This is a genomic window from bacterium, assembly GCA_035528375.1.
In the GTDB taxonomy this organism is placed as follows: domain Bacteria; phylum RBG-13-66-14; class RBG-13-66-14; order RBG-13-66-14; family RBG-13-66-14; genus RBG-13-66-14.
Genome location: DATKYS010000125.1, coordinates 1 through 22,849, shown reverse-complemented (window position 1 = coordinate 22,849; position 22,849 = coordinate 1). Strand labels below are relative to the sequence as shown.

The following is a 22,849-nucleotide window of genomic DNA, read 5'->3' as shown; positions in this document are numbered from 1 at the left end:
TCATCACAGTGAGGCGCGGTCCGTGGGCCTGTCCCCTCCCCCCTCTGGGGGGAAGCTCGCCTACGGGCTAGGGTGAGGGGTAGTACGCGGCGGCCCGCGGAGGGGCCGCCCTACGTCATCGCAAGCCGCCACGGGTCGGTGAAAGGTTTAAACGGCGGCCGATCCGCCCTTATTCCTTGCGTGTCGGGGGGGACTTACATAAAATGGGGCGAACCGCGACCCGATACGCCGATGGACTCTGAGCACATCGCCGCGATGAACGCCAACCTCGCGCGCCTGTTCCGCGCGGGGCTCCGGGTGACGTTCGGGTCCCCCCGCCGCCTCGCCTTCGCCCTGCGGACGCTCCTGGCCCAAAAGCTGGCCGTCCGTCGCCGGGCACGGTGGGAAAGAATGGGCGTTCACGTCCCGCCCTACCTCATCGTCAGCGTCACCGCCCGCTGCAACCTCCGCTGCCGGGGGTGCTACGCACGGGCCCACGGGCGCTCGCCGGACGGTGAGCTGCCCCTGGCGCGCCTGGGCGAGATTCTGGCCGAGGCCGAGGACCTCGGCTCTTCGGTGGTCTTTTTGGCCGGGGGTGAGCCATTTCTGCGCCCCGGCATCCTGGACTTGACTGGAGAGCGCCGCCGCACACTCTTCCCCGTTTTCACCAACGGCCTCTTGATTGACGATGGGATAATCGCCCGGCTCCGGCGCCAGCCCCACGTCGTCCCCGTGGTGAGCTTGGAGGGCCACGAGGCCGCCACCGACGCGCGGCGGGGGCGGGGCGTCTATCGGCGGGTCCGGGAGGTCATCGCCCGCCTCGGCGCCGCCGGGGTTCTCTGCGGCGTCTCGTTGACCGTGACCCGGGGGAATTTCGCCGCCGTCACCGACCCCGACTTCGTCCGGGCCTTCAAGGACGCCGGCTGCGGTGTCTTCTTCTTCGTCGAGTACGTGCCCGTCGCCCCCGGCACCGGGGGCCTGGTCCTCGACGGCGGGCAGCGGGCGGAGCTCATCCGCAGGGCCGAAACGCTCCAGGAGCGGCTGAAAGTCCTCTGCATCCCCTTCCCCGGCGACGAGGGGCCCTACGGCGGCTGCCTGTCGGCGGGGCGCGGATTCGTCCACGTCGCCCCCGACGGCGGCCTCGAACCCTGCCCCTTCGCCCCCTTCTCCGACGCGAGCCTGAAAAAAACCTCCCTGAAGGAGGCGCTGCGGTCCGGTTTCCTGCGCACGCTGCGGGAGAATCACTCGCTGCTCACCGAGTCCGACGGCGGCTGCGCCCTGTGGACCAACCGCGCCTGGGTCGAGTCGCTCCTGGCCGACCCCCCGGTCGGCGCGTGAAAAAAAGCCCCCGAGGGGCTTTTTCGTCAAATTCGTCTTTCCCACGGCTCAGATGCCCTCGATCCCGCCGGGGTTCTCCACCTCGTAGGATTCCCAGGCCTGCTTGAGGACCAGCTCGGTGGCGTAGACGGGCGCCGCGAACCGCAGCGCCGTGGCCGCGGCATCCGACGGACGGCAGTCAACCGCCAGCACCTCCCCGTCCCGCACCAGCTCCAGCCGCGCGTAGTACGCCCCCTCGAGGAGCTGGGTGATGACCACCCGCTCCAGGTCGGCGCCCAGCGTGAGAATCACCCTCACCAGAAGGTCGTGGGTCTGGGGCCGGTCGAAGCTGAAGTCCTCCAGGGCCGCGGCGATGGCGGTGGCCTCCGCCGGGCCGATGCCCATCACGATGAACCGCTCCCCGTCAACCTCCTTCAGCACCAGGCTCGTCGAGCCGGTCTCCGTGTCCAAAAGGACGTCGGTGACCTCCATCCGGCGTAAATCCTCCTCGGCGTACTCCTGGGCCGCCGCGGGAAGGACGAACAGCGCCAGGGCGAGCGCGAGGATTAGCCGCATTTCATCTCCACGGTTTACATACTACCCCATCATACCCCTTTTCCGCCCCGAAGGCCAGGGGCCGGGCGTGTACCGGGCGGGGGCCGGTTGTGGTAGGATAAAGCGGTCGGGGGAAATTCCGGAGGTGCGCGATGAAGAGGATGCCCGCGCTGCTGTTCGTGTTCGTCCTGGTCGCGTTTGGGGCCTGTTCCGGCGAGGAGGGACCGGGTGAATCGGATTTGACGGTCGGTAACGCCGGGCTCGAGGGCGCCGATTCACCGCCCCCGCCCGCGGTTCTCGGCGGTTCGGTGATTCAGAAGGTCACCTCCGACGGGGTGGCGGTGACGCTGGAGTACCTGGGCGTGGAGGGCTCGCCCCCGCGCGGCGGGGTGGTCCTGGTCCACATGCTGGGCCGCACCCGCGCCGACTGGGGGCCGCTCGTCGAGACCCTGATAAGCAAGGGGCTGGACGTGGTGGCCCTGGACCTGCGCGGCCACGGCCAGTCGGCCCGCGGCGCCCTCGACTACAAGAACTTCGAGACGGAGGAGTGGCTCGGCTGCGCCAACGACGTCCGGGCGGCCCTGGACTACCTGGCGGAACAGGTTTCCGGAAAATATTTCCTCATCGGGGCCAGCATCGGCGCCAACCTGGTCCTCATCGAAGCCGCCGACGACTCGCGGGTGGCCGGCGTGGTCATGCTCAGCCCGGGCTCGGACTACCGCGGGGTGAAGCCCGGTGCGTACGCGACGGATTACGGCAGGCGCCCGGCCCTCCTCGTCGCGGCCGGGGACGACTCCTACTCGGAAAAAAGCGTGGCCGCTCTGGCCGAGCTGCTATTCGCCCCCGAGCTCGTGGTTTACCCCACCGGCGGTCACGGGACGCACCTGTTCGGCTCCCGACCCGAGGTGCGCGCGCTGATCGCCGATTGGCTGGAGAGGCAGTTCTCGGAATAACCGGTTGATCTCCCGCCTGACAGTTCTCTACCGCTGCCCGGCCTGCGGCCGCCCGGGCCACGGCAACCTCTTCGGGGGCGCCCTGGTCTGCCGGCACTGCGGGGCCGCCTACGCCCACTACGCCGAGGGCGCGCCGACCTTCGCGGTGGTCGGGGGGCTGAATTCCGGCGAGGCCATGCTGGCCGCCCGCAAGCGGCTTCGGGGCGGCGGTCACCGCGGCCGCCTCAAGCTGGAGGCCGACGAGCGCCTCCTCGTCCCCTGGCGCCTGGACTACGCCGAGCGGCTGGTCCCCTCGAACGGCTCCTTCGAGCGTCGGGAGACCACCGAGCTCACGCCGGCCTTCGATCTGGACGAGCTGCAGCTCGCCGGCGCGGACCCCCTGAGCCCCCACCTGGCCGAGGGCGCCGCCGGGCTCACCGTGGAGCCGCTGGACCCCGACGCCCTCTCCGCGTCCGACGTCCTCTTCCCCCCGCCCCCGACCGAAGCGACGGAGAGCCAGGACACCGTACGCAGCCTGACCGCCTACATCTACCACCCCTACTGGCGGGTGGTCTTCTCCACCGAGGGGCGCGGGGGCGCCGACTGGCCCCTGGTCATGGACGGCCTCTCGGGCCGCATCGTCGCCGGGGACCTCCCCCAGCAAGAGCGCACCAGCCCGGCTTTCTGGATCGGCGTGCCCACTCTGGGGGCCTACGCCGTCGGGACGCTGGTGAACCTTCTGACCACGTCGGGGCTGTCGGTATTCGAGTGGGTGACTCTCGGCGGGGCGCTGGCGGGCATCGGCGGCCTCTTCCTCCTGCGGGCCCGGGGGGAGGGGAAGGTGGAATAGGCGTAATTTAGCCCTTCGCCTTGGGTTGCGATGGCGTAGGGCGGCCCCTCTGCGGGCCGCCGCTTTCTACCACCCTCCCTGGCCCTCCCCCCAGAGGGGGGAGGGAACCGCTGTTTGCGATGGCGTAGGGGCGGGTGTCCACCCCGCCCGCGGGCGACTCCGGTCCTCACCCCGGCCCATGACCCTCCGCCGGGTCTGGTATAATTCCACGGTACTCTCAACGCGACCCGACCCGTGAAGCAAATCACCCGCATCAAGCCGCTCTCCCTCCTCCGCCTCTACCTCCCCCTGCTGTTCACGGCCTGGGCGGTGTTCGGGGCCTCGTGGTTCTCCGGGCTGGGCGGTACGCGGGAGCTGGCCCTGCTGGTCAACCAGGTCACCGGCGGCGGCGGGTTCCTCCTGACCTTCGCCGTCTTCGTCCCGGTCAACACCCTTTGGAGCGTCCTGGGGCTGGCGGCCTTCGCGGCGGCGTACAACCGCTACAACCGGGGCGTGCTGACGCTGGACCTGGAGCTCCTGCCCGTGGAGGGCGAGCCGGACGCCCGGCGTATTTCAGAGGTGCCCTTCCGCAGCGTCAGCCGCCTCTTCGTCCCGATGCTGGCACTGGGGGCGGTGAACATGGCGGGAACGCTGGGGCTGGTGAGCGTCGTGGGCCTCGGCGACTTGTTCTACGGCGAGGAGACCGGGCTCGAGGTGCTGCTGGTGAACGGCCTCGCCGGGACGTTCTTCGTGGCCGGCCTCGTCGTGCTCTGTGGGATGATGGCGGCCGTCATCTACAACCGCGTGGCCGCCGGCGGCGACGGCGTCCGGCTGAGACTCGCGAAAACCGCCGAGGGCGTCGTCCTCCGGCGTATCGAGCTCCGCTCCCTGGCCTACGTCCTGCCCAGCTTCCTGGCGCTGACCGTCATCGCGGTCGTCCTGGAGCTGGTCCTGGGTGCGCTGGCGGGCGGGGACCTCGTCGCCGACGCGCTCTTCTCCGTGGCCGCGGCGGTGCCCACGCTCTGGCTCATGCCGCTTCTCTACAACCGCCTTTCCGGCCGGCGCGGAATCGGATTCAGCCTGAAGACCAAGGACACCAACCCGTGAGGGACACGTGAAGACGTTCGGGCTCGACGGAGGCATCGCGGTCCACGTGCTCTACTCCGCCGCCGGGGTTGCGACGACCGTGGCGGTGGAGAATCGGGGCGGATTTCTGCTGCTGGACTGCGGCGACGGGGCGCTGCGCGACCTCCTGGAAGCCCGGCTCAGGCCCGCGCGGCTGGAGGGCGTCGCCTTCTCCCACGGCCACTTCGACCACGTGGGCGGCCTGCACACGCTCCTCGGTTTTTTGCGGATGATCGGCCGCGAGACCGCCCTGCCGGTGGCTTACCCGGCGGGTTGCGTCGAGGTCGAGGCGTTCCTGGACCGCTTCTTCGAGCTCTACCCCGACGCGCCCTTCGCCGTCGAGCGGCTGCCCCTCGGCGACGGCGACGAGGTGAATCTGGACCGCTGGGCGCTGCGGGCCTACGCCGTCGAGCACCGCGGCTCCACCGCCGCCGGCGTCCTCGGCCCCATCCCCGCCCTGGGCTACCGCGTGGAGCTCGGGGGGGTGGTCGTGGCCTTTTCCGGTGACACGGGGCCCGGCGAAAATCTGCGGAAGCTCTGCGCGGGGGCGGACCTGGCGCTCGTCGAGGCCACCTGGGGCGACCGCGAGCAGCGGCTCAGCCCGCGGGTCCACCTGTCCCGGGCGGAGGCGGAGGGGTACGGGCGGCTGGCGAAGCGATTCGGGCTCATCCACGGGATGCACCCCTCGGAGCGGGGCGATTGACCAACGCAGCGCGTTGGATCGCAGTATCGCGACGCGATTTTTAAAATTCTCAAATTTAGCCCCGCGTGTGGTGGCTTTATTAATTCCCGACGCCCCGTTGGCGGCTTCCCTCTCCCCGTGGGAGTGGCGCGCCGACGGGCCGGGGTGAGGGTAGAGGTCGGGAACGTGAAAGCGGCGGCCTGTGGCCTCCCTCTCCCCGTGGGAGAGGGATTGAGGGTGAGGGCTACCTTATAAAAAAACGGGCGGGTGTGGACACCCGCCCCTACATCATCGCAGCGAGGCACGGACAGATGCACGGGCCGTCGGCAATCACCCCTCCAGGAGCCCCAGGCGCCGGATGAGCTGGGGGTCGGGCGCGGGGATGACCTGCGCGTCCACCAACAGGCCGAGCTCCACGACGTAGGCCCGCGCCACGTCAACCGCCTGTTGCACCGCCGCCACCTCCCCGGCCACCGAAAAATACCCCCGCCCGCCGAGGCCCACGGCCACGCGCATTTCGACGACCTCGACGCGGGCCGCCTTGGCCGCCGCGTCCGCCGCGCCCAGCGTCGAGGCGATGGAGTAGGTCTCTACTATCCCCAGGGCCGCGCCGGGGGGGTAGGGGTTGGCGCCGCCGAGAGCGGGAATCAAGGACGGGTGCGCCGCGGGGAGGAGAGTCTCGTCCACCACCAGGTGGGAGCCGACCCGCCGTCCGGCGGCCAGAGCCGCGCTGACCCCGGCCACGTCCCCGGCCCACAGTATCCCGAACTTCCCGGCGCAGAACGGGCGGGCGAAGATTAAGCGTACCTGTGCCGCCTTGTTCCCCGCGTCCGCCGCCCGCATCCCCCGGGCGACGCTGTAGAGCTCGAGCAAGCCCAAGGCCGTATCGTCCATCAGCGGACCTCGATCCCGATGTACGTATCCGTGACCTCGACCACGGTTCCGTCCGCGGGGGCGTGGAGGGGGACGCCGAGGGCCGCCGCCGCCTCGGCGATTTTCTCTCCCGCCCGAACCCCGTCGCCTTTACGCACGGTCGCCTTCGCCGGGCTCCCCGCGCCCTGGAGGAGGGCGATTTTCAGGAAATTCACCGGCGGGGCCTCCACCCATTCCACGAGCCGGTCGTAGTCCAGAATCCCCATGCGGCCCATGAGCCGCCGGGTCGGGGGGTGGCGCTCGCCGAAGAGCGGGCGGTCGCCGGGCGGTTTATTTTCCATAGGCGGGTGGGGCATCCGCTCCCGAATCTCGAGGGCCACCCGGCGCGGCGAGAGCCCCTCGGGGCAGGCGTAGAGCTCGCAGACGCCGCAGGCGCAGCAGCCCCAGAGGTCGCCGGCCAGCCGGTCGAAGCCCGTGCCCAGGCACAGCGCGCGCATCCACAGGTGCGGCCGGACCTCCCGCCCGGTGAGCCAGCGCGGGCAGTGGTCCGTGCAGAGTCGGCACTGGATGCAGGCGGTCAGCGACCGGCGGCGGTTCAGCTCCAACGTGCCCCGCAGGTGCGCGACGACCGGCGAATTGCCGGGCAGGACGGTGTAGCCCGAGAGATGCTTGGCGACGTGGGCTTCCCGCGGCTCGATGATGGTCCCCATGGCCGGGCCGCCCTCGAGGACCACCGCGCCCGGCTCGGGTTTCGCTATTTCCAGCAGGCCCGCCGCCGGGTAGCCGATGGGGACGACCGTGACGATGGGCCGCTCCACCGCCCCGACGACGCAGACCCACTTCTCGGTCACCGGCCTTTCCGCGGCGCGGGCCAGGTTGTAGAGCGTCTCGACGTTCTGGACCAGGGCGCCGACATCGGCGGGCAGGCCGCCCCGCGGCGCCGTCCGCCCGGTAATCATTTTGACCAGCGTCACCTCGTCGCCCACGGGGTAGGCGTCGGGGAGGGGGAATAGCTCGATTCCGACGCCGGTTGCATCTTGCAGAGCGCGCCAGGCCTTCTCGCGTTTGGGCTTGGCCGCGACGATAAGCCGCCCGGCCCCCACGGCCTCACCGGCGAGCTTCAATCCCTTTAGAACTATTTCCGCCCCGCGCTCGACGAGCGCCGTGTCCTTTACGACGAGGGGCTCGCACTCGGCGGCGTTGGCGATAATAATGTCGGCGGGGAGGGAGAGCTTGACGTGGGTGGGGAATCCGCCGCCCCCGGCGCCGACGACTCCGGCTTCGCGCGCCAGGTCCACGGCTGTTTGGGCGGCGGTCATGGGGGTTTACCGCCGGGTCGAGAGGGTGAGGCCCAGTTCCTTCAGCATGTCCCGGGCGGCGGGGGTGACGATGGCGCGGGGGGTGACGGGAATCTCGGCGAGTCCGGCCCGGGCGGCGGCCCGGACGTCGTTCTCCGTGACCAGCCCCAGCGGCGCCACGCCGGGGATTCCGCCCAGCAGGCGTGGCTCCCGGCCACCGGCGGAGACGGTCGCCACGGGGAGCGGTTTTCTCTTTTCGGCGACGGGGATTCCTTCCCGCGCGGGCGGCGGGGTGGTGTCGGACAGGCGGACGGTGTCGCCGGTTCTCAACCCGACCGCGTTCCCTTCGTCGGTGTCGGTGTGAAGCTCGAGGCGGTAGTCCTCCCGGACGCGGACCCGGACCTGGTCCAGGCGCGCCCCGCGCCAACCGTCGGCCACCACGCTCACCCGCTGCCCATCGGATACTCCCAGGGCGGCGGCATCGGCGGGGGTGCAGTGCAGGTGCCGGTCGGCCAGGGCCACCTGATCCGTGAGCCGGAGCTCGCCCCGGGGGCCGATTAAAACCAGCGGACCCGCCAATTTAACCGACCCGCCGGGCAGCACCTCGTGCGGCACCCCCAGGCGGACCAGGTCGCTCTTCGACAGCTCGACGACGGTCTTCTCCCGCACCGGCCCCAGGATTCTGGTGGTCAGCGCGGCCTTCGGGCCGACCAGATTTAAAATCTCCTCGGCGGCGAACTGGCCGGTCTGGCTCAACTCGCGGACCTTCGTCAACCGATGCCCCTGGCCGAAGAGGAGCGCCAGATTCTCGGCGCACGGGTGTACGTGGCGGCCGCTGACCGCCACGGGGATGCGCCGGGGGTCGGCCTCCGACGGCGCGACACGGGGCGCCGGGCCGGTGGGGTTCGGCTCGACGGGGACCGGGGGAGGCTTCGTATCCTGCTCCGGCCCGCCGGACGGATAGCTCCTCTCCGCGAGCTCCCGCCGCACCGCCTCGGCCACGCGCCGGGGGGTGTCCCGAAATTCCTCAGTCACGGGTTACCTATTCGCCGGGGAGGAGCATCTCCACGTTCTCGTGGGGCCTGGGGATGACGTGGACGCTGACGAGCTCGCCCACGCGGGCGGCGGCGGCGGCGCCGGCGTCGGTGGCGGCCTTCACCGCGCCCACCTCGCCCCGCACCATCACCGTCACGTAGCCCCCGCCTATCTTCTCCTTGCCGATGAGCTTGACGTTGGCGGCCTTGACCATGGCGTCGGCGGCCTCGATCGCGCCCACCAGCCCCTTGGTCTCGATCATCCCCAGGGCTATCTCTTGCAGGTTCTGAGCCAATCTTCACCCCTTGCTGGAAAGGATAAATGCGTCAACGATCCCTTAAACTCAAAAGAGTATCAAATAGTGTTTCTTGAATATATTGCGGTTTTTCAATCCTTTCGCAAGCAGGATCAAAGTTCATCACAAGAGCTTCGAGCATTGCATTACGGTTGTCTTCTTTAGCGCCGACGTGATAAAAATGTTCTTGGGTCACTATGTGGAATCGTGACCACAACGACTTCAAGAAATTGTTGGAACGGTATCTATTGCTGTGCCATGTAGATAAAATGAATTTCGCCCTCGTCGAAGACAGGCATTGAAAAAGCCTCCTCTCATCCTCTTCTTTCCATGAGTTGAAGTAATCAACGTGTCTACCTAGATAAGGAGGGTCACAGTAGATGATATCCTTCTCCGTCGCTGAACTTATCGTTTTTTCAAAATCCTGGCATGCGAATGACCAATCATATAATTTCAACAGGTCGTAAAACCTGTCAATCTGATTGACAATTTTAGTGATATATGCTTTTGAAAATCGTTCTGTTTTTTTACAAAATGGAACGTTGAAGCCGCCCTTTTTATTAAATCTTATCATTCCGTTGAAACAAGAACGGGAGAGGAAGAGGAAATCCAAGGGTTCGCCTTTTTTATTGAAACGATCGCGGATGAAGTAGTAATGGTCCTCTCCCTTCTCCCTGAGCGTATCTCCTTCTTTTTCAAGGTATGCCCGAGCCGAATGGGGGGTGATGCTCGAGGATTTCAGGGCTGCGTATAATCCGATAACGTGGGGGTTTAGATCGGCAAATAAAGCTATTCTCGGCCTGGCGTTGAGGCCGACGACGGCGGAACCCATGAACGGCTCGATCCACCGGCCGTCTTCAGGTACTCGGGTGTTCGCCAGTATCAAAGGAACGAGCTTCGTCTTGATACCCTGGCATTTGATCGGTGGTACGAGTATTTTATTCTTCACCGGAGCCGCCCCCTTTCGCGGATGTCCTGATACACGGATTGGCAAGGTCGGGATCGAGACCCTTGAACTCAAGAAATTCACGCAGCCTTGTAATCTTCTTCTGCTCCCCCGTCGGTGTCGTGATGATGATTTTGCCGTAGTTCATCCAATACTCATCGAACCATTTTTCCCCAAGGTTTTTGAAGACCCCGTTTCCCTGTAAAATGTCTTCTATGTGGACGATACTCCCGATATTCGCCGTGTTTCCGCTCCCCTGTGAATCGCTCGCTATTTCCCATTTTTCGCAAGCGAAAAATTGTATATCCTTAATAACGGAAACTATGGAATGAAGTGCGGTTACAGGATAAACTTTTGTTTCATCTGTATCGCCTGGATCTGTGCGAGTGTAAATAATCCCAAGGCAGAAGTGACCTATATAGTTACTATATGGAAACTGAATATTTTTCTTTACATAACGTTTGACGAAATAACTTCCGTGGGAACCAAGTGTAAAACCGTTGCAGAAACCAGGCTTATCGAGTGAACGATAAGTCGTTTTTAAATCAACGGCGAACTTTATGGTGTCATCTTCTGCTGATATAAAAGATAAATCTGGATAATAATTTTGGTGTTTAGCAAGTACGATTTTGAAATTGTGTTCCTCTGCGAACTTGAGAAGTACGGGAAGTAAGTGTATCTCAAGAACTTTTGAAACGATCTTTGTATCCGCAGAAATGGTGTAGACATTTCGAAATACGTCAATAAACCCCTTCACAGTCCATTGTTGGTCTTTTGTAGAAACATGACCGCTCAGTGTGGCGGCAAGTTCTTGTAGAAGTCCTTTAAAGCCCTTTTTTACCCGTTGTTTGTCTTTACCCATTTTCCCCATTTTCACTCACCGGTCAGCGCCAGCGGCGCGGTCTGGTCGCCGGGGTGGGCGGTCAACGGTCAGAGTTTAACACTTTCCGCGCCGGGCGGCCTCTCATTGCGCCAGCCGGTGGACGCAGGTCGCCGCGCCCGTCCCCCGCGGGCTCAATAGCCCATCACCATCACCAGCGGCGCGGTCTGTGTGCCGGGGAGGTCGGTGAGCTGGTAGAACCGGTCCGCCTCCACCCACAGGGCGTAGATGTCGAAATCGCCGTCGCGGTCCGCGGCGAAGAAGCACCAGGTGGCCGGTTCGTCGGCCTCCCAGTCGTACCGGGCGAAAAGCTCGGGGAACTTCTCGTCGCCCGGCCAGTCGGTCAGCCGCACCAGCCCCTCGGCGACCAGCCGGGCACCCCGCTCGGAGCTCACCCGGCTGACCTGGGTGAGGTAGAGGTCCCGGTCGTCGTCGGTAAGGCCCTGAAAGGCCAGCGGCGTCGGGCCGTCGGGGGCGTAGTCCGGCTCCGCGTAGTACTGGTTGGAGATGTCGGGGCACATCGCCTCGCCCTCGAACTCGTCGAAGCCTTTACCCGCGAGCTCCCCGGTGCGCTCGACCACGCCGCCCGGCCCCAGGAGGGCGTAGTGGAGTCGGTTCCGTCCGTCGGGGTCGGCCTGGAAGATGATCGCCGAGGGCTCGTTCAGCGGGTCCATTTCGCCCGGCTCCGGCTCCCTGGCGTCGGGGTCGTAAGGGTCTATTTCCGGCGGCCACAGCTCCCCCTTCGACGCGGCGTAGAAGAAGGTCGGCCACATCTCATCCCCCTCGCCGAGGTCCAGGACCTCGACCCCGGAGTCACTCGTCCACAGGGCGATGTCGTAGCCGCCGTCGGAGTTTTCCCGGGCATAGGCCACGCAGCGGTCGCCGAAGACGTCGGGCTGAATGTCCTCGCCGGGGCCGGAGATGAGGAAAGCCCCGCCCGCGGACCGCGGGTCGTCCGCCACGGCCAGGTCCCAGCCGCCCTCCCCGGGAACCTCGTACACCAGGGTCGGCGGGTTGCAGAAGCCGCTGACGCTAAAGGCCCCTATCCCGGCGGGGAAGCGCCCCGCGACGCCCAGGGTTTCGGGCTCGGTTTGCCCCTCGGACAGCCTCGCCAGCACCGGCTCGCCGGAGGCGTCGTCCACGAAAATCAGGTCCATGCCGTAGCCGCCGTGGGTCTCGAAGTCGGCCCAGAACTCCGCGGGGCCGCCGATTTCCCCGGCCGCCGCCAGACTCGCCACGAGGGCCGCCGCCAGAATCAGTTTTTTCATACTTCCATTTGAATGGAAGGGCAAGGGGCTTAAGCCCCCTTCTCAGCCCGGGGGTGAATCCGCTACGGTTCCAGGGCGCGTACGTAGGGCGCCGTCTGCGTGCCGGGCAGGTCGGTCAATTGGTAAAGCTCCCGCGTCCCCTGAGTCCAGGCGTAGAGGTCGTAGTCGCCGTCGCGGAAGGAGGCGAAGAAGCACCAGAGCGTCCCTGTAGAATCGCGGTAGAGCTCGGGGTACTTGTCGTCGGCGGGGGATACGGCGAGGCGCTCCGGTTCGCCCGCCGTCAGCCGAATCTCCTCCGGGTAGGCGACGTCGCCGTGGAAGGTCAGCTCGCCGAGGTAGAGGTCCCGCTGGTCATCGTCGCCCAAGCCGTGGAAGGCCAGGGGCACCGTGTCCCCCTCCCGGGGGGTCCAGTCCGCGGACGGGAGGAGCAGGTCGGGGCTGAGCGCCCAGCCGGGAAACGCGAGCAGCCGGTCCACCTCGGCCGTTTCGTCGTTCGGGCCGAGCACGGCGTAGTAGAGCTGGAAGTCGCCGCCGACGTGCCCCTGGAAGACGACGATGACGGGGCCGTTCCCCTCCGGGGCGGCGTAGAGGATGGCGGGCTCGGTCTCGTCGCCGCAGCCCAGGTCCAGGGTCCGCATCCCGGAAGTAGCGTCCCAGAGGGCGAGGTCGAAGCAGACGGGCTCCGTCTCCGTGGCGAAGACCACCAGCCCGCCGGGGGATAGGGAGGGTTGCAGGTCGCGCAGCGGTCCGCCGAAGGAGACCGTCTCCTCCCCGGTTTTTTCTAAAAAGATGTCCTCGATACCGTCCGCGCCCGGCCCCTCGTGGACCAGGAGGCCCGCGGAGGCGACGCCGTCCATGCTGCGCCCGAAAATCCCCACGGGCGCCATCTCGCCGGAGGGCGCGGAAATCGTGTAGAATCCCACGCCTTCCGGGGTCTTGGTCTGGAAGTAAATCTCCGCCGCGTCGGGGAATTTCGCCAAAAACTCCTCCAGGCCGCCGGTGACTTTCAGCGGCGCGGCGACGATCGGCGAGCAGACGAATAAGATGCACAAAATCAATCGCACGTTGCCTCGACCTCCATTATTTGCCGCAGGGTACGGCGGAAAGTTCAGTACTCGCCCACAGAGCGGTCCAGCAAAATCTCGGTCATCGTCTCGTCGGGATACCAGTCGGGCCGCGGGCCGAAGTAGACGACCCTCCCCCCGGCGAGGTCCACGACGGTCAGGGTGCCGTCGCCCAGGTAGCCGTAGAGGCGGTGGACGCCTTCGCCCCAGGCGCAAACGTCCCGGCAGGTTCTCATGTGCCGGCGGATGTCCTCGATTGAGACCTCCGAACCCTTCCAGTCGGCGAAGGACGGCGGTTTCTTGAGCGTGCGGGGGTTGGGGGGCTGGACGTTGCAGGCCAGGGCCGTGACGCGCGCGATGAGCTCCGCGGGAAGGCGGACCGCAAGCTCGTCCCGGACGCTGTATCTCTCGGCCACGGCTCCCTCCTAAAACCCCAGCTCGTCCAGGGCCCGCTTCACCGCGAGGTTTATCTCCTCCTCGGTGGGCTCGCGTCTCTCCCGTCCGGGGAGCCCCTCGCGGTCGTAGGCCAGGCGTTTTACGTTGATCAGATGCCGGGCGGTGACGTTGTCGCCGGTCGCCGAGCCGCCCCAGGCCCCGGGTCCCAGGGTCAGCGACGGTTCGAGGTTGGTGGTGAGGCCGACGGCGCCCAGGGCGGCGCAGGTGTTGACCAGCACCCGGCAGACCGGCTTCTCCCGGGCGAAGGCCTCGACGACCTCGGCGTTGCGGGCGTGGATGGAGATGGTGTGGCCCATCCCGCCGAACTTGATCAATTCGATGCAGCGTTCGCAGCCGGCGCGCCAGCCGTCGGCGGTGTAGAACGCCAGCACGGGGCAGAGCTTCTCCGCCGAAAGTGGGTGGTCGGGTCCCACGCCTTCCAGCTCGGCCAAAAGAACCACGGTCGTCTCGGGCACGCCTATGCCCGATTTTTCCGCGATCCAGCGGGCGGGCATCCCCACCGCCGCGCCGTTGAATTCACCCGCGGGGAATAACAGGGCGGAAACCTTCGCCGTTTCCCCGGGGTCGAGGAAATACCCGCCGCTCTTGGCGCACTCCTCCTTCAGCCGCTCGGCCACGGGGGCGTCGGCCACGAGGGACTGCTCGCAGGAGCATACGACGCCGTTATCGAAGGTGGTTCCGCGGAAGGCGTGGCGGACGGAATTTTCCACGTCGGCGGAGCGGTCCACGTAGACCGGGACGTTGCCGGGCCCCACGCCGTAGGCCGGCTTGCCCGAGGAGTAGGCCGCGCGCACGAGGCCCATCCCGCCGGTGGCTAAAATCACGTCGGTGAGCGCGTGGCCCATGAGCTCGCGGGTGGCCGCCATGACGCCGCCGGATAGGCATGAAATAGCCCCGGCCGGCCCGCCCGCGCCCTCGACCGCTTTTTGGCAGACCTCCGCCGCCCGCCGGGTGCACTCCACCGTGCGCGGGTGCGGGCTCATGACCACGGCGCAGCCCGCCTTGACCGCTATCAACGCCTTGAAAATCGCGGTCGAGGTGGGGTTGGTGCACGGGATTATCGCGGCCACGACGCCCATCGGCACGCCGTACTCGACGATTCCGCGGGCCGGGTCGCGGGAGAGGACGCCCGCCGTGCGCTGTTTCAGGATGCTCTCGGCCACGTCGCGGGCGGCGAAGGTATTTTTTAAAATCTTGTCCTCGACGACGCCGAAGCCGGACTCGCGGACGGCGAGCTCGGCCAGCTCCCGGGCGGCGCCCTGGGCCGCCTCGGAGACGGCACGCACGTAACGGTCCAGCTCCTCCGGGGACTTCCGGCGAAGCTCATCGGCCGCTTTTCGCGCCTGCCGCAGGAGCTCCCGCGCCTCGGAAATTTTTTCTAAATCCGGGTCCATCTAACCTCAATGGTCCGGCTGACGGATGTCGAGCTGCTTGATCATCCGATTTAAATAACTCCGCTGGATGCCCGGGGCCTCGGCGGACGATGTGGTCTGGATTACCGCATCCCCCGGCGCGGGGGCGTTCGAGGACCTCCGCGGTTCGACCGGCGGAGCATCACTGAACTCCACGTCAAAAGCCCGAGTCGAAGCGCGGCGTGACTTCGGCGATGCAGGTGTCGTCCCAGCGTTCTCCGGGATAAACCTCCAGGATGGTCACGCGGAGCGTATCCGTCCAGACCGTGCTCTCCAGCTCCAGGCGCTGGAGCGCCGGTTCATCCTTCAGCTCGAACTCGAAGGTCCGGTCCGCGGCTTCGAGCGACAACCGACGGGGACGGGCGTTATCCCCCCACAGCTCCGGGTCGCGGGCGTAACCGGGCAGGACCGTCACGCCGGTCAGGGGGTATTCGCCGTCGAAGGTCAGCGCCAGACTCTCCCCGACCCCCGTTCCCGGGACCCCCTCGCACCAGGCCGTCTCAAAGCGGCCGTCCACCGCCGCCCCCGGTCCCATGTCGCAGACATCCCCGGTCAGATGAGAGGAGGCCGAAGGCTGCACCACCGGCGAAGATTCTCCGCCGCAGGGATCGAGCCTGCGCAGGACCGGTAATCCCCAGGGGCAACCGGCGACTTGATCCCCCGTCAGTAAATATTCTCGTGTGGGCGGCCAGGCCTCGAGCGCCGCCGCATCCGGCGTGACGGTGTCCGCGATCAGCAGCCACTGCCAATCCGGTCCCAGGGTCTCCACGGACTGATCGGCAAGCTCCTCCAGGAGTTCCTCGGTGGGCGGCGGCATGGCGATTTGGGCGATTAGCGGGAACCGCCAGGCCGAGGTGAAACCGTAGAAGTCTCCGAGGAAGTAGAGATAATCGTCGCCGAAATGGAAGGAGTGGAGATAAGCGTACTGGTTGATGCGCCACGGCATGGGGTCTTCGAGAAAGAAAACCAGCAGCTCGTCCCCCCTAACCGTGCCCCGGTCCGCGAGTGTCGCCACCACGTAACCCCAGCACCCATTCGGGCTGAGTCCGCCTCTCAATTCGGCGGGATTCACCGGCAGGCTGAATTCTAATCGGGTGCAGACATGTTCCTCCCCGCCCGGCGTGTGGAAACAGCAGTCGAAGGCGTCAATTGCCAGTTCGTCCGGGAATGCGAGGTAGAATTCCGCCTCCAGGACCGATGAATAACCCAGGGTGAGCTCACCGGCGACCGCCGTCATTCCGAGAAGCGACAGCCAGACGAGGATTTTCATGGTTCTCATTTCATCACCTTGTGACATCTGAGCTCTTCCGCGGACCCCAAGCATCAGTCCTGCGCGGCCCGGTGGAGGCCCAACTGCTTTATCATCCGGTTCAGGTAGCTGCGCTGGATGCCCAGGGCCTCGGCGGCCTTGGTCTGGTTTCCCCCGTGAGCGTCCAGCGCCTTGGCGATGAAATACCGCTTGAAGCTGTGCTGGGCCTCGACCAGGGTGGCACCCTCGGGGACGGTGTATCCCCGCCCGCCGCGGACGTGGCTGGGGAGCATCTCCGGCTCCAGCACCTCCCCTTCGCCCAGCACCACCGCCCTCTCGACGGCGTTCTCCAGCTCTCGCACGTTGCCCGGCCAGTCGTAGGCGGCGATGACCTCGAGCGCCTCGGGGGCGGCCCGCAGCATGTGCTTGTTCGTCTCCAGGGAGTACTTGCGTAAAAAGTGGTCCACCAGCTCGGGCAGGTCCTCGCGGCGGTCGCGCAGAGGCGGCAGCTCCACGCTCACCACGTTCAGGCGGTAGTAGAGGTCCTCGCGGAAGCGCTCCTCGGCGATGGCGGCCTCCAGGTCCCGGCTGGTGGCGGCGATGACCCGTACGTCCACCTTCTCGGTGTCGTTGGAGCCCAGCGGCTCGAACTCCTGCTCCTGGAGCACGCGCAGGAGCTTGGCCTGCAGTTCCAGGGGGATGTCGCCCACCTCGTCGAGGAAAATCGTGCCGCCGTGGGCCAGCTTGAACTTGCCGATCTTGACCGCCGAGGCCCCCGTAAAGGCGCCCTTGGCGTGGCCGAAGAGCTCGCTCTCCAGGAGGTCGGGGGGGATGTTGGAGCAGTTGACGGTGACGAATCGGCGGCGGTATCTGGCGCCGATGGAGTAGATGGCCCGCGCAATCATCCCCTTGCCGGTGCCGGTCTCGCCGCGCAACAGCAGCGTGGTCCTCGCGTCGGCCACCTTCCTCACGATGTCGAAGACCTCGGCCAGTCCACCCCGCTCGCCGATGACGGTCTGTTCGGTGGCGGCGCGGGCGCGCAGCTCGTCGAGCTCCTCGCGCCGGCGCTGGTCCTCCATCACCCGCCGCAGGGCGTAGGCGGCCTGGACGGCGATGGCCTCGAGGAAGTGCTCGTCCTCGTCGGTGAAGGGCCGGCCGCCGCGCTTGTTGAGCGACTGAATCGCCCCGATGGGCTCGTCGTCCACCAGAAGCGGCACGCAGAGCAGGCTCTCGGTCTTGATCTCGGTTTTTTTGTCCACGCCGGTGAAGTGGCGGGGGTCGTCCCCGGCCTTGGGCAGGTTGACCGGCCGGCGGTGGGTGACGACCCAGCCGGCGATGGAGCCCTCGACGGGGACCTTGACCGGCAGGGCCTTGTCGGCCACGGGCCCGGTGGCGATGGCGAAGCGGAGGAAGGCGCCGCCCGAGTCCAGGAGCAGAATCGAGCTGGCGCCGGCCTCGACCACCTCCTCGGCCGAGGAGATTATCGCCTGGAGGAGCTTGTCCTCCTCGTAGGCGCCGGCGATGGAGGTGGTGGCCGCGAGGAAGCGCTCGAAGCGGGGCGGCGGGACCTCTTTGGAGGTCGAGCGTTGCATGACGGCAGTATACACATTAGTATACACTCGGTCAAGCGGGCGGGGTTGTCCCGGGATCCGCCTACCCCCGTCCCGGTCCGTAGTCGAGCTTCTCCTAGATGTAGGGCGGGAACCTTAGTCCCCGCCGTTTATATTGGGCGAAATAGGGGTTGTTGATTTTCGCTGTTTTCTACCCTCACCCCGACCCTCTCCCTTAAAGGGAGAGGGGGCCGCTGCACGCCACTCCCTGCCCCGTAGGCGAGCCGCTTCTAAATGCAGTGCGGGGATTTGCCTTCGGCCGCAGATATTAATCCCCGCCGCGGCGGCCCGCAGAGGACGCGTCCTACGGGGCCGCCCTACATTTTTATCTACGGCGGCCCTCACCCCGACCCGTCGGGACGGTCGCGGCCGGCGCCCCTCCACGGATAAAGCGCTCCGCCGTCTTGACAAAAAACTAGGAATTTCGTATATTCGCAACAGGTTAAACACGTGAGGAGGACCGTGGAAGAGCAGGACCGGTGCGAGAAGACGGCGCGTCTGTTCAAGGCGATGGCCCACCCCACCCGGCTGCGCATCGTGGAGCTCCTGGCCCGTGACGTGTCCTGCGTGGACGACCTGCGCGCCGCCCTGGGGCTCAAGCAGCCCAACATCTCCCAGCACCTGGCCGTCATGCGCGGGGCTCAGCTCGTCACCTTCCGCCGGGAGGGGAACCGGGTCTGCTACGGCCTGGCCGACGAGAACCTGCCCATCGTCGTCGCCCTCCTCGGCGCCTGCGGCGCCCGCGACCTGCGGGAAGATCAGAAAGCGGAAAAGCTCCTCGGCGACCTGCGGGCCCACTTCGCGAAAATCCGGGAGAGCGGCCCGCAATGAACCAGGCCTCCCCCGACATCGTCGTCTACCGGGAGAGCACCGTCTCCCGGGTTTCCTTCTGGATAACGGTCACCGTCGTCGGGTTGCTGATGCTCGGCGTGGTCCTGTGGGGCGGCTTCCGGACGCCGGATGAGCGGACCGTCTTCTGGGCCTGCACCGTCACGGCCTCCGTCGCGCTCTTCGTGGGGCTCTCGTTCACCCAGCTCGTCGTCACCGTCACCCAGTCCCGGCTCTTCCTGGCCTTCGGCGTCTTCAAGAAGACCATCGCCCGCCGGAGCATCATCTCCACGGAGCCGACCTTCATCCGTCTGTCCGACTCGGGGGGTTACGGCATCCGGCGTGGTCGCGACCGCGCCTGGTACTGGGTGTCCACGGGGGGGCCGGCCCTGAAAATCGAGGTCGCCGATTCGAAGAGCGACAAGGTTCAGGCCTACGTATTCACCTCGAGCCACCCCGAGCGGCTGGGGAACATCCTGGACGTGACCCTGCGGTCGTGAGGTTGGGCCGGTATGGCCCGGGGATTACGATGGTGTAGGGGCGGGGCTTTGGGCCCGCCCGTTTTTTATGAGGCAGCCCTCACCCCGGTTGCGGTGACGTAGGGGCGGGGCTTCGTCTCCGCCCGCGGGCGACCGTGGACGGTCGCCCCTACGGGTCGGATTCGCGGCGTCCGACGAATGTAGGGCGGGGACTTCAATCCCCGCCGCGTTTTTGGGGCCGAATTGGGGGTCGTTGATTTTCGCTGATTTCTACCCTCACCCCGACCCTCTCCCTTAAAGGGAGAGGGGGCCGCTGCACCCGTTGGTTGCGGTGACGTCTGGCGGCCCCGTAGGACGAGTCCTCTGCGGGCCGCCGCGGGCCGACCTGAAGGTCGGCCCCTACGAGGGTGACGTAGGATTTTCACCTCACTCGTAGGGGCGGGTGTCCACACCCGCCCGCCCCCCTCCCCCCAAAGGGGGGAGGGGGCTATGGCAGCCCGTACACCTGCCTCGTTTAATAAACGGGCGGCACACGGAGTTGCCGCCCTACGTTGATCATTCACGGGCGCCGTGGGGGGGTCGCCTACATGACCCGGCCCAGGAGCATCCCCAAAAACCAGCCCGCCGCCATCGCGGCGATGGCCACGATGGCCAGGAGCCCCTTCACCTGCAGGTAGCGGCGGCGCCAGTTCCACCCCAGGCTCACGCTCTCGATTTTCAACTGCTCCGCCTCGGCGTCCTCTTTGCCCTTGAGAATCCACACCGGCCCCGTCTCGCGGGCGATGCGGGAGAAGGCGGGCTCGTCCAGGAGAATCGCCGCCTTCGAGGAGTAGACGACGTTGGGGAAGGGGCGCCGCTCCCGGTGCAGCTTGGCCGCGAGCTCCAGCCCCTCGGGTGCGTAAACCTCGGTGTACCGCCGGGCGAAATCGCTCAGGCGCTCGTCCAGCTCCCGCATCTCCCGCTGCAACCCGTCGGCCCGGTCGCGCGCGTCCTCCCGGAGGAAAAAGACGTCGGAGAGGAGCAGGTCCGGCTTCTCGCCGTTTTCCAGGGCCGCGAGGACCTCGTCGGGGCGGTGGAAGTGCCGGACGTCGTACCGCTCGCCGTGACGGCGGTCGAACTCGTCATGGCGCTCCTGCTCGTCGTCCACGAACCAGACCTTGAGCCTTTCGGCGAGCCGCTCGGCCACGGGCACCTCCTCGCTCGTGCTTTTGGTAGAATACCAGCGGGGAGCTTTCCTGTAAAGGTGTCATGGTGGGCGAGCGGTTGATCTACGCGGTGGACCTCGGCGGGACCAACCTCCGGGCGGGTCTGGTGGACCCCTCGGGGCGCGTCGTCGCCGGAAGGAAGACCCCGCCGCGTGGGGACCGGCGTCCCGCCGTGTTCTTGAAAACCCTGGCGGAGCTCCTGGAAGAGCTCGTCGCCGAATCGGGCGGAAAGCCGGACGCCCTGGTCCTGGCGGTGCCCGGGCCCATGGACGCGGGGCGCGGGTGGATCTCTTCCCCGGTCAACGTCCCGGACCTGGGCGAGGCGCCGCTGGCGGAGATGGCCTACGAAGCGCTGGGGCTCCCGGTCACCCTGGTCAACGACGCCACGGCTTTCGCCCTGGGCGAATACTGGCGCGGGGCGGCGCGGGGGCACCCCTGGTGCCTGGGAGTCACCCTGGGCACGGGGGTCGGCGGCGGGGCGGTTCTCGACGGCAGGCCCCTTTTAGGCGTGAAGGGGAACGCTCTGGAAATCGGCCACCTGACCGTGGAGCCGGGCGGCCGGCCCTGCAACTGCGGGCGCCGGGGATGCCTCGAAGCCTACGCCTCGGCCTCGGCGGTGCGCCGACGGGCCATGGAACTGGCGAAAGAGGGGAGGCTCCCCGACCTCCTCGCGGCGGCGGGGGGCGACACGGTCAATATAAATTCCCGGCTCATCACGGAGCACGCCCGCGGGGGCGACAGGGTCTGCGCCGGTCTCCTGGAGGAGGCGGGGCTGTACCTGGGCCGCGGGCTCGCCCTGGCGCAGGCCCTCCTGGACGTGGACCTGGCGGTGGTGGGCGGCGGTCTGGCCGGAGCCGGGGAGCTCATCCTCGGTCCCGCCCGGGAGTCCCTCGACCGGCACCGCTTCCGCACCCCCACCGGATTGGACGTGGTCACGGGCGAGCTGGGGGGCGACGCGGGGCTCATCGGAGCCTCGGCCCTCGCCCTCAACCTCTTTTGACCCCCGCTCGACGGCCGGATTTGGTATCCTTCCCCCGTAAAGAAAACTGCGGGAGGGGCGATGGGTAACATGGGGTTCTTCGTCGGCGGCGGGGTGTGCGTCCTGATCGCCATCATCGGGTTCTTCATCCTGGGGGCCGCCCGGCGCAAGCAGGCGGACATCGTCGGTACCGAGACCTACTCGGCCGCCGAAATCGCCGACACGTACAAGACCTCCAAGGAGGAGATGCTCGACGGTTCCTTCTCATTCCCCTGCGAGCTCAAGGGGACGGTGGACGCGGAGGGCAACCTGACGGCGCCGCTCTCGGGCAAGCGGGGGGTGTGGTACCGGAGCCTGGTGGAACGTCAGCGCCAGGTGACCGAGTTCGTGACCGACTCCAAGGGCCGCCGCCAGAAGCGCGTCAGCCAGGTCTGGGATACCGTCTCCGACGAGACGAACGCCGTGGACTTCTACGTGGTGGACGCTTCGGGTCGGATGAAGGTCGCGGTGCGGGGGGCCGAGATAATCGGCGCCCACGTCGTCCACGACCGCTTCGAGCCCGAGGCCGGTCTCGGCGACAACCGCGTCCTCGGCTACCGCAAGCAGGAATGGCTGATTCCCGAAGGGGTGAACGTCTACACCCTGGGGGTGGTGACCGACGCCGGGGGCGGGCTGGCCATGCGCAAGACCGGCGACGACCGCTTCATCGTCAGCCTCAAGAGCGAGCAGGAGCTGGTCCGGGAGCTGACCGGCCGGGTGAAGGTCTGGCGCGTCCTGACGCCGCTGTTGGGCGTCGTCGGGGTGCTCCTGGTGGCGGCCGGTTTCATCATCAAGTAGCGGGGAGCTCGATGGACGACCGCGACCTGTCGGCGGAGGGGATACTCAAGTCCACGGGCTTCACCCTGGTGACCGAGATGCACCGCGGGCGGGACATCCACTACGAGAAGACCCTGGGCCTGCTCCGGGGCGGCCTGAAGACCATCTTCCTCCTGCAGCGGAGCAGCACCCTCGTCCTCGGCCCCGCCTTCGATTCCTCCAACGAGTTCATCCTCGCCACGCGGCTCTACTCCCTCGTCCGGGAGACCGACACCGCCCTCTTTCACCTAGTCAGCCTGGAGGGGATAGGCGAGCGGCTGCGGAGCGCGGGGGATACGCACCCCAAGCTCGACTTGGCGCTGGGGAACCTGGTGCGCGTCCCGTCGGAGGGCGGGGACTTGGTCGGGGTGGCGGGGTACGGCGGCCGGAGTTGGGTCCTGCGGCACCTGGACCGCCGGGGCGACGTGGAGAACCAGGTCCGGTTCTGCATCGTCGAGCGCGAGGACACTCTGTGCGAGGGTGTGGTCGTTTTTCGGTTCGGGGGGGAGGATTTCAGCCTGCTGATGAAGGGCCCCGCCGCGGCGCAGCTCCTGGACGCCGGTCGGGCGCTCTACGAGCGGAGCCCGGGCGTCACCTGGGCCGGGCTGGGGGAGGTGCTGCGGGCCTCGGTGTCGGCGGAGGTTTCTAAAAAACTGGCCCCCCTCCTCTAGGCTATTCTCCCTCCCCCCTTTGGGGGG

Annotated in this window: 24 protein-coding genes; 10 read left to right on the top strand and 14 right to left on the bottom strand. The window is 67.0% G+C overall.

From position 1 onward, the window contains the following. Window positions 1-231: 231 nt before the first annotated feature. Window positions 232-1,317 carry a radical SAM protein gene (locus VM054_09925; GenBank protein ID HUT99378.1) on the top strand — a complete coding sequence of 362 codons (1,086 nt, stop codon included), beginning with the start codon at window positions 232-234 and terminating at the stop codon, window positions 1,315-1,317. A 48-nt stretch (window positions 1,318-1,365) separates the two neighbouring features. On the opposite strand, the gene VM054_09920 is transcribed toward VM054_09925, so the two are convergent. Next, window positions 1,366-1,872 carry a bifunctional nuclease domain-containing protein gene (locus VM054_09920; GenBank protein HUT99377.1) on the bottom strand — a complete coding sequence of 169 codons (507 nt, stop codon included), beginning with the start codon at window positions 1,870-1,872 and terminating at the stop codon, window positions 1,366-1,368. A gap of 131 nt (window positions 1,873-2,003) precedes the next feature. On the opposite strand from VM054_09920, the gene VM054_09915 reads away from it, so the two are divergent. The 4 genes from VM054_09915 (at window position 2,004) to VM054_09900 (ending at window position 5,440) form a co-directional block, all read left to right on the top strand. Then, complete coding sequence (locus tag VM054_09915; GenBank protein ID HUT99376.1) at window positions 2,004-2,804, top strand: alpha/beta fold hydrolase; 801 nt, start codon at window positions 2,004-2,006, stop codon at window positions 2,802-2,804. A 4-nt stretch (window positions 2,805-2,808) separates the two neighbouring features. Continuing rightward, a complete protein-coding gene (locus VM054_09910; protein HUT99375.1) occupies window positions 2,809-3,633 on the top strand; it encodes a hypothetical protein in 825 nt (274 codons plus the stop codon). Between the two features lie 234 nt (window positions 3,634-3,867). Beyond that, entirely contained in the window at window positions 3,868-4,719 is an 852-nt protein-coding gene (locus VM054_09905; GenBank protein HUT99374.1) for a hypothetical protein, read from the top strand. 7 nt (window positions 4,720-4,726) lie between these two features. Next, complete coding sequence (locus tag VM054_09900; protein ID HUT99373.1) at window positions 4,727-5,440, top strand: ribonuclease Z; 714 nt, start codon at window positions 4,727-4,729, stop codon at window positions 5,438-5,440. A 309-nt stretch (window positions 5,441-5,749) separates the two neighbouring features. On the opposite strand, the gene VM054_09895 is transcribed toward VM054_09900, so the two are convergent. From VM054_09895 to VM054_09840, 12 genes are all read right to left on the bottom strand, one after another. After that, a complete protein-coding gene (locus VM054_09895; protein ID HUT99372.1) occupies window positions 5,750-6,313 on the bottom strand; it encodes a BMC domain-containing protein in 564 nt (187 codons plus the stop codon). Beyond that, a complete protein-coding gene (locus VM054_09890; protein HUT99371.1) occupies window positions 6,313-7,611 on the bottom strand; it encodes a 4Fe-4S dicluster domain-containing protein in 1,299 nt (432 codons plus the stop codon). Before VM054_09890 ends, VM054_09895 begins: the two co-directional genes overlap by 1 nt. A 6-nt stretch (window positions 7,612-7,617) precedes the next feature. Beyond that, window positions 7,618-8,625, bottom strand: coding sequence for a PduL/EutD family phosphate acyltransferase (locus VM054_09885; protein HUT99370.1), 1,008 nt, complete (start codon window positions 8,623-8,625; stop codon window positions 7,618-7,620). 7 nt (window positions 8,626-8,632) lie between these two features. Continuing rightward, window positions 8,633-8,908 (bottom strand): BMC domain-containing protein, encoded by a 276-nt coding sequence (locus tag VM054_09880; GenBank protein HUT99369.1) that lies wholly within the window; start codon window positions 8,906-8,908, stop codon window positions 8,633-8,635. Window positions 8,909-8,951: 43 nt separating this feature from the next. Beyond that, on the bottom strand, window positions 8,952-9,869 hold the full coding sequence (locus VM054_09875; GenBank protein ID HUT99368.1) for a Dam family site-specific DNA-(adenine-N6)-methyltransferase: 918 nt from the start codon (window positions 9,867-9,869) through the stop codon (window positions 8,952-8,954). Continuing rightward, entirely contained in the window at window positions 9,859-10,728 is an 870-nt protein-coding gene (locus VM054_09870; protein ID HUT99367.1) for a type II restriction endonuclease, read from the bottom strand. The genes VM054_09875 and VM054_09870 overlap by 11 nt, the downstream gene beginning before the upstream one ends. 152 nt (window positions 10,729-10,880) lie before the next feature. After that, the gene (locus tag VM054_09865; GenBank protein ID HUT99366.1) at window positions 10,881-12,014 is read right to left on the bottom strand and encodes a hypothetical protein; all 1,134 of its coding nucleotides are present in this window, start codon (window positions 12,012-12,014) and stop codon (window positions 10,881-10,883) included. 62 nt (window positions 12,015-12,076) lie between these two features. Next, complete coding sequence (locus VM054_09860; GenBank protein HUT99365.1) at window positions 12,077-13,078, bottom strand: hypothetical protein; 1,002 nt, start codon at window positions 13,076-13,078, stop codon at window positions 12,077-12,079. A gap of 44 nt (window positions 13,079-13,122) precedes the next feature. Then, window positions 13,123-13,494 (bottom strand): hypothetical protein, encoded by a 372-nt coding sequence (locus tag VM054_09855; GenBank protein HUT99364.1) that lies wholly within the window; start codon window positions 13,492-13,494, stop codon window positions 13,123-13,125. A 9-nt stretch (window positions 13,495-13,503) separates the two neighbouring features. Continuing rightward, a complete protein-coding gene (locus tag VM054_09850; GenBank protein HUT99363.1) occupies window positions 13,504-14,928 on the bottom strand; it encodes an aldehyde dehydrogenase family protein in 1,425 nt (474 codons plus the stop codon). A 175-nt stretch (window positions 14,929-15,103) separates the two neighbouring features. Beyond that, entirely contained in the window at window positions 15,104-16,225 is a 1,122-nt protein-coding gene (locus VM054_09845) for a hypothetical protein (protein ID HUT99362.1), read from the bottom strand. A gap of 44 nt (window positions 16,226-16,269) precedes the next feature. Then, entirely contained in the window at window positions 16,270-17,787 is a 1,518-nt protein-coding gene (locus VM054_09840; GenBank protein HUT99361.1) for a sigma 54-interacting transcriptional regulator, read from the bottom strand. Window positions 17,788-18,267: 480 nt separating this feature from the next. On the opposite strand from VM054_09840, the gene VM054_09835 reads away from it, so the two are divergent. Together VM054_09835 and VM054_09830 are read left to right on the top strand one after the other, a co-directional pair. Next, entirely contained in the window at window positions 18,268-18,636 is a 369-nt protein-coding gene (locus VM054_09835; GenBank protein HUT99360.1) for a metalloregulator ArsR/SmtB family transcription factor, read from the top strand. Then, a complete protein-coding gene (locus VM054_09830; protein ID HUT99359.1) occupies window positions 18,633-19,133 on the top strand; it encodes a hypothetical protein in 501 nt (166 codons plus the stop codon). The genes VM054_09835 and VM054_09830 overlap by 4 nt, the downstream gene beginning before the upstream one ends. A 562-nt stretch (window positions 19,134-19,695) precedes the next feature. Here the strand turns inward: VM054_09830 and VM054_09825 are convergent. Then, window positions 19,696-20,298, bottom strand: a complete 603-nt coding sequence (locus VM054_09825) for a hypothetical protein (GenBank protein ID HUT99358.1) — start codon at window positions 20,296-20,298, stop codon at window positions 19,696-19,698. Between the two features lie 65 nt (window positions 20,299-20,363). Here VM054_09825 and VM054_09820 point away from each other — a divergent pair, with 65 nt between their 5' ends. Genes VM054_09820 through VM054_09810 form a run of 3 tightly spaced genes read left to right on the top strand, consistent with a single transcriptional unit; the run spans window position 20,364 to window position 22,822 of the window. Beyond that, on the top strand, window positions 20,364-21,317 hold the full coding sequence (locus tag VM054_09820) for an ROK family protein (protein ID HUT99357.1): 954 nt from the start codon (window positions 20,364-20,366) through the stop codon (window positions 21,315-21,317). Between the two features lie 60 nt (window positions 21,318-21,377). After that, entirely contained in the window at window positions 21,378-22,133 is a 756-nt protein-coding gene (locus tag VM054_09815) for a GIDE domain-containing protein (GenBank protein HUT99356.1), read from the top strand. 11 nt (window positions 22,134-22,144) lie between these two features. Then, window positions 22,145-22,822 (top strand): hypothetical protein, encoded by a 678-nt coding sequence (locus VM054_09810; GenBank protein HUT99355.1) that lies wholly within the window; start codon window positions 22,145-22,147, stop codon window positions 22,820-22,822. The last annotated feature ends 27 nt before the right edge of the window (window positions 22,823-22,849 follow it).